General features: G+C 46.7%; 10 protein-coding genes and 1 other annotated feature. Of the genes, 3 read left to right on the top strand and 7 right to left on the bottom strand.

The window, feature by feature from the left end; translation table 11 throughout:
* Positions 1-296: 296 nt before the first annotated feature.
* The 7 genes from trpA to B9J87_RS05545 all read right to left on the bottom strand — a co-directional run bounded on the left by trpA (position 297) and on the right by B9J87_RS05545 (position 7,331).
* Positions 297-1,103 carry a tryptophan synthase subunit alpha gene (gene trpA, locus B9J87_RS05575; RefSeq protein WP_094149697.1) on the bottom strand — a complete coding sequence of 269 codons (807 nt, stop codon included), beginning with the start codon at positions 1,101-1,103 and terminating at the stop codon, positions 297-299.
* The gene (gene trpB, locus B9J87_RS05570; protein WP_013857145.1) at positions 1,103-2,293 is read right to left on the bottom strand and encodes a tryptophan synthase subunit beta; all 1,191 of its coding nucleotides are present in this window, start codon (positions 2,291-2,293) and stop codon (positions 1,103-1,105) included. The genes trpA and trpB overlap by 1 nt, the downstream gene beginning before the upstream one ends.
* Positions 2,294-2,424: 131 nt before the next feature.
* Positions 2,425-3,834 (bottom strand): bifunctional indole-3-glycerol-phosphate synthase TrpC/phosphoribosylanthranilate isomerase TrpF, encoded by a 1,410-nt coding sequence (trpCF, locus tag B9J87_RS05565; protein WP_094149695.1) that lies wholly within the window; start codon positions 3,832-3,834, stop codon positions 2,425-2,427.
* Positions 3,835-3,839: 5 nt separating this feature from the next.
* Positions 3,840-4,838: an anthranilate phosphoribosyltransferase gene (gene trpD, locus B9J87_RS05560; protein ID WP_094149693.1), complete on the bottom strand. Its 999-nt coding sequence runs from the start codon at positions 4,836-4,838 to the stop codon at positions 3,840-3,842.
* Positions 4,839-4,858: 20 nt separating this feature from the next.
* Positions 4,859-5,449, bottom strand: a complete 591-nt coding sequence (locus B9J87_RS05555) for an aminodeoxychorismate/anthranilate synthase component II (RefSeq protein ID WP_094149691.1) — start codon at positions 5,447-5,449, stop codon at positions 4,859-4,861.
* A gap of 5 nt (positions 5,450-5,454) precedes the next feature.
* Positions 5,455-7,020: an anthranilate synthase component 1 gene (locus B9J87_RS05550; protein ID WP_094149689.1), complete on the bottom strand. Its 1,566-nt coding sequence runs from the start codon at positions 7,018-7,020 to the stop codon at positions 5,455-5,457.
* Positions 7,021-7,144: 124 nt separating this feature from the next.
* Positions 7,145-7,247, bottom strand: a sequence feature (Trp leader region).
* The gene (locus B9J87_RS05545) at positions 7,194-7,331 is read right to left on the bottom strand and encodes a hypothetical protein (protein ID WP_010318233.1); all 138 of its coding nucleotides are present in this window, start codon (positions 7,329-7,331) and stop codon (positions 7,194-7,196) included. (Overlaps the previous feature by 54 nt.)
* Positions 7,332-7,395: 64 nt before the next feature.
* Between B9J87_RS05545 and rnm the strand changes: the two genes are divergently transcribed.
* The 3 genes from rnm (at position 7,396) to rluB (ending at position 10,047) form a co-directional block, all read left to right on the top strand.
* Positions 7,396-8,265 carry an RNase RNM gene (gene rnm / locus B9J87_RS05540; protein WP_094149687.1) on the top strand — a complete coding sequence of 290 codons (870 nt, stop codon included), beginning with the start codon at positions 7,396-7,398 and terminating at the stop codon, positions 8,263-8,265.
* The gene (locus B9J87_RS05535; protein ID WP_013857139.1) at positions 8,262-8,882 is read left to right on the top strand and encodes an L-threonylcarbamoyladenylate synthase; all 621 of its coding nucleotides are present in this window, start codon (positions 8,262-8,264) and stop codon (positions 8,880-8,882) included. Before rnm ends, B9J87_RS05535 begins: the two co-directional genes overlap by 4 nt.
* 121 nt (positions 8,883-9,003) lie before the next feature.
* A complete protein-coding gene (gene rluB, locus B9J87_RS05530; protein WP_013857138.1) occupies positions 9,004-10,047 on the top strand; it encodes a 23S rRNA pseudouridine(2605) synthase RluB in 1,044 nt (347 codons plus the stop codon).
* Positions 10,048-10,150: the final 103 nt, after the last annotated feature.

The following is a 10,150-nucleotide window of genomic DNA, read 5'->3' as shown; positions in this document are numbered from 1 at the left end:
GTGTTACCCACTGCATAAATATCAATCGGTGGATAAATATTTCGACTAGCTTTTTACACGGATATTTTACATTTAGCAATATGGTAACAAGGTAAATTGACAAGATTATTGATAGTTCATTGACATGAAACGTGGTTTTTTCAAAAAGAAAACGTTTGCTATTTGTTTTGTCAATTTAATGAGTGGTTGGTTTGTGTTTTGTGAATGAATTTGGCGAGGCGTAAATGTTAAAAAAAAAGATCGATTTCTTGGTTTGACTCAGAAATCGATCGGGTTGGTTTTTGCTGTAAACCAATTTATTCCAACGTCGCTGCTTTCATGCTGGAAACGAAATGGCTGAGAGTCGTTAACATTTCATCTGGCTGATTAAGTCGTTGTTCAATAATTTTCACCACTGCGGATCCTGATATTGCGCCAGCGGCACCGGCGGTGATGGCCTGTTTGACTTGCCCAGGTTCTGATATTCCAAACCCAAGCAATGCGGGTGGGGCATCAAATTGGTTCAGTCTTTCCAACAAGGCATGTACTGGCATATTGGCTTTTGTTTCTGCTCCTGTCACACCGGATCGAGACAGTAGATAAGTATAGCCACGGCCAAGTTTGGCGACCGCGGCTAGGGTCTCATCACTGGCGGTGGGTGGTGCGATGAAAATGGGTTGAATCCCGTATTTGTCTGCCGCCGCGACAAATTCACGGCTTTCATTAGTCGGAACATCGGCGATCAATACTGAATCCACACCTGCATTTTTACAGCGTTGGTAGAAGTTCTCGATGCCGCGTGAATAAACGAGGTTGGCATACATCAACAGCCCGATAGGCAGGTCAGGATATTGCTCGCGAATTTTGGTGATCAACTCAAAGCAGATATCTGGAGTCGTCCCTGCATCCAGTGCACGAATATTCGCCCCTTGGATGGTTGGGCCATCAGCGAGCGGATCAGAGAAAGGGATACCGAGTTCTAATGCGTCTGCTCCTGCTTCCACTAGCGTTTGCATGATGCGCAGTGATTGCTCTGGATCTGGGTCCCCGATGGTCACAAATGGAACAAACGCACCTTGATTGTTGTCAGCTAAACGCTGAAATAGGGTTTGATAGCGATCCATTACAGCGCTCCTTTCTCTTCTAATAGTTTATGGACGGTGAAAATATCTTTATCGCCGCGACCGGATAGATTCACGACCAATAACTGCTCTTTTTCTGGCTCGGCATACGCCATCTTCACGGCGTAAGCAACCGCATGTGATGATTCCAGCGCGGGAATAATACCTTCGTTACGTGCGATCGATTGGAAAGCATCGAGTGCTTCGTCATCGGTAATGCTTTCGTACTCAGCGCGGCCTGTCGCATAAAGATGAGCGTGCTGAGGGCCAACAGAAGGGAAGTCAAGCCCAGCGGACACCGAGTAAGACTCTTCTACTTGCCCGTTTTCATCTTGCATCAAAGGTGATTTCATGCCGAAGAAAATACCTGTCTTGCCGTGCTTCAATGGCGCGCCATGCTGGTGGGTATGAATGCCTTTTCCTGCTGGCTCAATGCCAATCAAACGGACATTCTTTTCTTCAATAAAGTCAGCAAACATGCCAATCGCGTTCGAACCGCCGCCGACACAAGCAAGCACCGCATCTGGTAAACGACCTTCGCGAGCCAAAATTTGCAGTTTCGTTTCTTCGCCAATCATGCGTTGAAATTCACGGACTATGGTTGGAAATGGGTGAGGACCCGCTGCTGTACCTAATAAATAGTGGGTGGTTTCATAGGTGGCAGACCAGTCACGTAGCGCTTCATTGCACGCATCTTTAAGTGTTGCTGATCCTGAATGAACGGGGATCACTTCTGCGCCCATTAGCTTCATACGAAACACGTTGGGGCTTTGGCGTTCAACATCTTTTGCGCCCATATAAACGCGACATTTTAGCCCCAGTAGTGCGCAGGCCAACGCCGTTGCAACACCATGTTGCCCTGCGCCTGTTTCGGCAATAATTTCATGTTTACCCATACGCTTAGCAAGCAGTGCCTGACCAAGTACTTGGTTAGTTTTGTGTGCGCCACCGTGCAATAAGTCTTCACGTTTTAAGTACAATTTGGTTTTTGTGCCTTTCGTGAGATTTCGCGTCAAAGTTAGCGCCGTTGGCCGACCTGCATACTCTTGTAGTAACGTCATGAATTCAGCACGAAATTCAGGATCTTCCTGCGCATCAATAAAAGCTTGTTCCAATTGGTCAAGCGCTGGTACTAAAATTTGTGGAACGTATTGACCACCGTATTCGCCAAAATAGGCATCGAGTTTTGCCATGATTCGTATCCTTAGTCTCTGTGTTACTACTGAGTGATTCAGTGGTAATGAATCTGTTGTTATCCCTTGCTACTTGACCTTGCGGCTGGGTGAGTTACTCGCTTTTCAAGCCAATGGGAATCGATTTAGTGTTAGTACTGCCGAATAGCGTCGAACGCTAGGGTTAGCTTGTGTAAGTCTTTTTTCCCCGGTTCGCTCTCAACACCTGAATTGAGATCGAGCCCTAAACAACCGATGTTTGCTGCTTGCTGAGCATTTTCAGGGGATAAGCCACCCGCCAACATGACATCGTTTACCTCGGTTAGTAATTGCCAGTCAAAACGTTGGCCAGTGCCGCCAGATTGCGTTCCTACTTTGGCATCGAATAAGTGACGGTCAATGTGGCGCTCAAGCTTGGTCGGTAGGCAGTCGCTCACGCCATAAGCTTTCCAGATTTCAATCTGGCTAGGTAAGTGAGCTCTCAATTGGTCAACATAGGCTTGATCTTCTTCGCCATGCAGTTGCACCGCAAAGAGTTTTAACGTCGTAGCAATCTGCGTAATGGCTTCAATGGTGTGATTTTGAAACACGCCCACGTAGCGCAGCGGTGCGCCGCTCATCGTCAAACGTGCATTGTCCAAGTCGACATAGCGTTTGGATTGCGGCACAAAAATTAAGCCACCAAACACGGCTCCAGCTTGATAGGCTTTGGCCGCATCGTCAGCGTGAGTTAAGCCGCACACTTTGTTTTCGCCGAGCGTCACTTTGCGTACCGCTAGCTCTAAATTTTCTTCGGCCATTAACGAGCTGCCGATTAAAAATCCGTTGGCGTATTGCGAAAGTTCACGCACTTGTTGGTGAGTATAAATACCAGACTCCGAGATGATCATGGTTCCTTCTGGGAGTAAAGGTGCCAGCTGTTTAGTGCGATTTAGATCGGTTGAGAGATCGCGCAAGTTGCGGTTATTAATGCCAATAACTTTCGCTTGCAGGGCGACTGCCCGATGCAGCTCTTCCTCATTGCTCACTTCGGTTAAAATACCCATACCCAGTTGGTGAGCCACATTGGCTAGCGTTTGATAGTGTTGATCATCAAGGACGGACAGCATTAATAAAATGGCATCTGCACTGTAGTGACGAGCCAAATAAACCTGATAAACATCAACCATAAAGTCTTTGCAAATCACAGGTTGGCTTACTTGCGCGCGAACGCGTGGCAGAAATTCGAGGTTGCCTTGGAAATATTTTTCATCAGTCAAAACTGAAATGGCGTCTGCATATTGATGGTAAACCGAGGCGATATAATCCAAATCAAAATCTTGGCGAATGAGCCCTTTGGAAGGTGAGGCTTTTTTACACTCCAAAATAAAAGCGGTTTTACCCGTATTTAACGCATCATAAAACGAGCGACCCGATGCGGTTAATAAATGTTCGAAGCTGCCCAATGGTTGCTGCGCTTTACGCTGTTCGACCCACTCATATTTGTCATTGACGATTTTGGCCAACACTTCAGCCATTTGAGTATGCTGGGTTGAAATGTGGTCAGAAAGTTGCTCAGGCATGGGGCTTAACCTCTTTGTGCCAGTTGTTGGACAAGCTGATAGGCTTTGCCCGAGTTCATTACACTAATGGCCTGTTGTGTATTGGCTTTGAGATCTTCTTGGCCAAAAAGACGCAGCAGCAGCGCCACATTGACAGCGACGGCAGCCAGTTGCGCTGGCGTGCCTTTCCCAGTCAGCAGGTTGGTGATAATGGCGCGATTCTCCGCAGGCTCACCACCTTGAATGGCTTCGAGTGGGTAGCTTTCAACACCAAAATCTTTAGGTGTTAAGGTGTATTCGATGATGTGTCCATCACGAATTTCAGCCACTAAGGTTTCACCATGAATCGCCACTTCATCTAAACCACTGCCATGAACGACCGCTGCACGTTTCAGTCCCATTTGTAACATGGTTTGGGCAATAGGCAGAACCAGTTCTTTACTGTAAACACCCATCAGTTCAATGTTGGGGCGAGCGGGGTTAATCAGCGGCCCTAATATATTGAAGATAGTGCGCGTTTTCATGGTTTGGCGCACGGGCATCGCATGACGCACGCCACCATGATATTGCGGCGCAAATAGGAAAGCGACGCCCAAATCATCGATGGCTTGGCGAGTATTTGCAGCGCTCATTGCAAGGTTAATACCAAATGAATCCAGTAGATCAGAAGAGCCTGATTTGCTCGATACTCCACGATTACCATGTTTGGCAATTTTTACGCCACAGGCAGCAGCAACAAATGCTGCGGTGGTTGAAATATTAAAAGTATTTGAGCCATCACCACCAGTGCCGACTATGTCTGCAAAATCATAGTCTGGCCTTGGAAACGGGGTCGCGTTAGCCAATAATGCTTTGGCTGCGCCAGCAATTTCATCGGGTGTTTCACCTTTGATTTTCAGTGCCGTCAATACCGCTGCCATCAAAATAGAGTCGAGTTCACCACGGATGATGACATCAAACAGTTGCTGGCTTTCTGCTTGCGAGAGCGACTGCTGCGCGTAAAGTTTATTAATGATGTTTTCCATAAAATATCCCTATAAATCCGTTAGTGGGTGCTTTTTTCTAAAGCCCAATCGATCGCATTGGCAAGCAATGCTGCGCCATGAGTAGTCATGATGGACTCTGGATGAAATTGAAAGCCGCACACTTTATCTTGCTCTTGCACCACGGACATCACGAGCCCATCAACCTCTGCCGTGATGGTTAAACTATCCGGAACTTCAGTAGCCACTAGGGAATGATAACGAGCAATGGCTAGTGGTGACGGTAGCTGTTGGTAAATACGATGATGTTGGTGTTCCATCATCGAGATTTTGCCATGGATAATTTCGCCAGCACCCGCGACGGTGCCGCCGTAAGCTTCAACAATCGCTTGGTGACCTAAACAGATGCCAATGATCGGCACTTTGCCCTTAAGGCGTTGGATTAATTGTGGCATGCATCCCGCGTCTGCGGGCGCGCCCGGTCCGGGGGAGAGCAGCAGCAGCGGTTCATTCAATTGAAAGACCGCTTGTTCAATGCTCTGTGCGGCGATGTTGTTGCGATAAACCGTCACCGTATGGCCGAGTGAGCGGAATTGATCAACAAGGTTGTAGGTAAAGGAATCAAAGTTATCGATAAAAATAATGTTGGCCATGTCTGCTACTCCTGATGCGCGGCTTGAATTGCAGAGATCACGGCTTGTGCTTTACCACGTGTCTCGTCGGCTTCCGATTGAGGGTCTGAATCATAAACGACTCCAGCGCCCGCTTGAACTTGCGCAATACCCTGTTCGACATAAGCCGAGCGGATCACGATGCAAGTATCTAAATCGCCTTCCCCAGTAAGGTAGCCAACCGCGCCACCGTAACTGCCACGGCGGGCTTTTTCCACGTTACGGATAAGCTGCATGGCGCGAATTTTCGGCGCACCAGTGAGTGTGCCCATATTCATGCAGGCTTGGTAAGCGTGCAGTGCATCGAGATCGCTTCGGAGTTGACCCACCACGCGAGAAACCAAATGCATAACGTGACTGTAGCGATCCACTTTCAATAAATCAGCGACGTGGCGCGTTCCTGCTTGTGCAATACGTGCGACATCGTTGCGCGCAAGGTCGACCAACATCATGTGTTCAGCGTTCTCTTTTTTGTCGCAACGTAGCTCAAGTTCAATGCGGCTATCTAAATCAAAATCAATTGAACCATCGGTGCGTTTACCACGGCGGCGAGTCCCTGCGATAGGGTAAATCTCAATTTGGTTGGTTTCGGTGGCGTATTTCAATGCGCTTTCAGGAGAAGCGCCAAACAGAGTAAAGCGTTCGTCTTGCATATAAAACATATAAGGGCTTGGATTGCTCTCTTTCAGTTTTTTATAAGCAGCAAGTGGTGAAGGGCAAGGCAGAGTAAATCGGCGAGAAGGGACCACCTGAAAAACATCGCCTTTCACGACAAATTCTTTTAACGCTTGAACGGTCTTGCAAAACTCTTGGTCAGAAATATTCGTTGTCACGCTTACGTTAGCTACGGTTTTGGCTTGCGGTAGTAATTTGGGTGCGGCACATTGCTGCGCGATCTCTTGTAAACGAGTAATTAATGTTTCACGCATTGTTGGCGTGGGGTTAAAAACACTGGCTTGCAACTGACAATGCTCAGTTTTATGGTCAATCACCAACAAGGTTTCTGCGATATAAAAAACGTAGTCTGGACATTGATTAGTCGTATCGGCATTTCCTAGCGGTTCGAAGTTGGCCACCAAATCGTAGGCAAATAAACCGCCTAGAAAGAGGGCATGTTTATCGTGATGACGAAGATCGAAACTGTGCTGCACGAGACGTAGTGCATCAAAAGAAGAGGCTTCGCGTAGGCGAGAATCTTCGTCTAGCGTGTCACATGGTGCTTGAAATTGAAGTGTTAAGGTATTTTGTTGTAACTGATGTTCAATATCCGTTTTAATATTACGCTGTAGATGTTCGATGAGCTGTTGACCATTGCCTGTCAATGCGTGAAAAGTGACAACGTGACCAAAGCAAGTGATGCGCACGGCAGCATCAACCAATAATAGACTTTTGAGATCCTGTTTTGAGTCGATCTCGGCGGATTCTAATAGCAAACAATCTGTTTTTGACTCACATAGCGTATGAAATAGACGTGTTGGATCTTGGGTATAAGGCACGGACATATTGATTACGTCAATTTGGCCTAAGCTTTTAATTTCAATGGTCTTATTCACAAGACCTCCTTGATGAATTTTAATGTTCCTGTCGTCCATACTCGCATAATCCTCTTAGAGACCCAATCTTCACTTTGGGGGTTTCGCTGTTTTATTGCGCAATGTAATGTGAGCTATTCGACAAAATAAAAAGCCCGCTCATTGAGGCGGGCTTTGTGAATTCGTGTTCTATTTTAAAAGTACACGGTTGCCCACCAAGAACTTGTCCAAGTGTGCCACCAATTGAGCTCAGATGAAGCTGCGCTTAAATTGTGATTATGGTTTTGGTTAAATTCTTGTAACATGGTCAACCTCAAATACGTGCCTTGCATTTGTGTACTAGTTAACTAGTGCGAGAGTAAAAAGTCAAGCCTAAAAGATGGCCAAAATAAAATTATGAGAATTGATCTACATAGCCACACCACTTCTTCAGATGGCAGGTTATCGCCGCAAGCGTTAATCGATAGGGCGCTAAGCTTTGATATTGAGGTATTGGCGATCACTGATCACGATACGACTGATGCATTAACTATTGCTCATGACTATATTAATCAGCAACAATTACCCATCACCTTGATCGATGGCATCGAGATTTCCACGGTTTGGCAAAATAAAGATATTCATATTGTTGGGCTCAACATCGACTCAAACGCTCAAGCTCTGCAGCAGTTAATTGAGCAGCAAAAGGAACATCGTGTGCAGCGCGCACAATTGATTGCACAACGATTGCAAAAAGTGACACGTGAAGGGGTGTTAGAAGAGGTGCAAGCGATCGCTGGCGACGCACCGATTACTCGTGCGCATTTCGCGAAATGGCTGGTTGAACAGGGTTTTGCGAAGAACCTGCAGCAGGTGTTCAAAAAGTTTCTCACCCGCGATAATCCCGGGTATGTACCACCCAGTTGGTGCTCGATGACCGATGCCGTTGAAGCAATACACGCCGCTGGTGGCCAAGCGGTATTAGCGCATCCTGGACGATATGACTTGACGACCAAGTGGCTCAAGCGCTTAATAACGGCATTTGTAGAAGCGGGTGGTGACGCTATGGAAGTGGCACAGCCACAACAAGCGCCACAAGAAAGACGTAATTTGGCCGATTATGCCATACAATACAATCTATTAGCTTCTCAAGGCAGTGACTTTCATTACCCCTCACCTTGGATGGAACTGGGGCGAAATCTTTGGTTGCCTTCTGGCGTCGATCCTGTCTGGAAAGATTGGGGTTTAAGCCCCGTAGATAGACTCAATAATGAGGAATTACAATGAGCCAGTTTTTTTACGTTCATCCAGAAAACCCGCAGACTCGCTTGATTACTCAAGCGGTTGCCATTATCCGCAATGGCGGAGTTGTTGTGTACCCAACGGATTCTGGTTATGCACTAGGCTGCCAACTAGAAAATAAACAAGCATTAGAGCGTATTTGCCAAATTCGACGCCTTGATGATAAGCATAATTTTACCTTGCTGTGCCGTGATTTGTCAGAGCTCTCTTTTTATGCGCGTGTGGATAATACCGCTTTTCGCTTGCTCAAGAATAATACACCTGGCCCTTATACGTTTATTTTCAAAGGGACCAAAGAAGTGCCACGTCGGTTGATGAATGCGAAGCGTAAGACGATCGGTATCCGCGTGCCTAATAACCGTATTGCACTTGATTTACTTGAAGCGTTAGGTGAACCACTAATGTCCACCTCACTTATTTTGCCCGGCAACACCCATACAGAATCGGATCCAGAAGAGATTCGGGATCGTCTTGAGCACGCCGTGGATGTCATTTTAAACGGGGGTTATTTAGGTGAACAGCCGACGACAGTGATTGATTTCAGTGAAGATGAGATGGTGGTTGCTCGCGTGGGAGCGGGCGATCCAACACCTTTTGAATAGCTTTTGAGTAGGCCATCAAAACGAGTGCTTTTTGGCGTAGAATTTGAGATACTATGCGGCCGCGATTTTGGGGTCGCATTTTTTCATTCGACGTCTGTGAAGACGACACATAGGTAGATAAATGAGCGAAAAGTTACAAAAAGTTTTAGCACGAGCTGGTCATGGTTCTCGTCGTGAGTTAGAAGCTTTGATTAGAGCAGGACGTGTCAGTGTTAATGGCAAGGTAGCTATGTTGGGCGAGCGTCTAGAAGATGATAACGCGGTTGTGCGTATTGATGGGCATGCTGTTTCCGTTAAAGCACCAGAAGAGGTTATTTGCCGAGTGCTTGCTTACTACAAACCGGAAGGTGAGCTTTGTACCCGTCATGATCCAGAAGGCCGTCGGACGGTATTTGATCGTCTACCTAAAATTCGTGGTTCGCGTTGGATTTCAGTTGGCCGCTTAGATGCCAACACCTCAGGCTTACTTCTCTTTACTACCGATGGTGAATTGGCTAATCGCCTTATGCACCCAAGCCGTCAAGTAGAACGCGAATATTTAGTGCGTGTTTTTGGCGAAGTGAACGAACAGAAAGTGCGTAACCTCGTTAAAGGGGTTGAGCTAGAAGATGGCTTGGCACGCTTTGAAGATATTGTTTACGCTGGTGGTGAAGGTATGAACCATACTTTCTACGTCGCGATTAACGAAGGCCGTAACCGTGAAGTTCGTCGTCTTTGGGAATCTCAAGATACCACAGTGAGCCGTTTGAAACGCGTTCGTTATGGCGAGATCTATTTGGACAAAAAACTGCCACGCGGCGGTTGGATGGAACTGGATCTTAAAGATGTAAACTATTTACGTGAATTGGTTGAACTGCGTCCTGAAAAAGAGACGATGCTAGATTTGAGCAAAGACAACACTTCACGTACTCGTGAGCGTGCGCGTAGCCAAAAAATTCGCCGTGCCGTTAAGCGCCATGAAGAGCGCGTAACGACGACTGGCAAGCCTAAAAGTCGTACGACCAATGGTACAACGACGAATGGTAAAAAAACTAACGGTACGACAACCAATGGCACAACGACTGGCCGTCGCAAGCCTGCTTCAAGTACCCGTAACAGTGGTGCCGATGGTAGCCGCGGCACTGGTCGGCCTCAAACTGGTAAAGCGAAAGCGCCACGTCGATAAGCGAAACTTTCTCGTTGCCTGTTAATTGATATTAAAATCCCGAGCTAAGCTCGGGATTTTTTCGTTTAATACATTGATAATAAAATAAAAATTAAAACAATAG

The organism is Vibrio sp. V19_P1S1T109, from assembly GCF_002241375.1.
Lineage (GTDB): Bacteria > Pseudomonadota > Gammaproteobacteria > Enterobacterales > Vibrionaceae > Vibrio > Vibrio anguillarum.
Note: the sequence above shows the minus strand (reverse complement) of the source record. Positions and strands in the feature narration are given on the sequence as shown.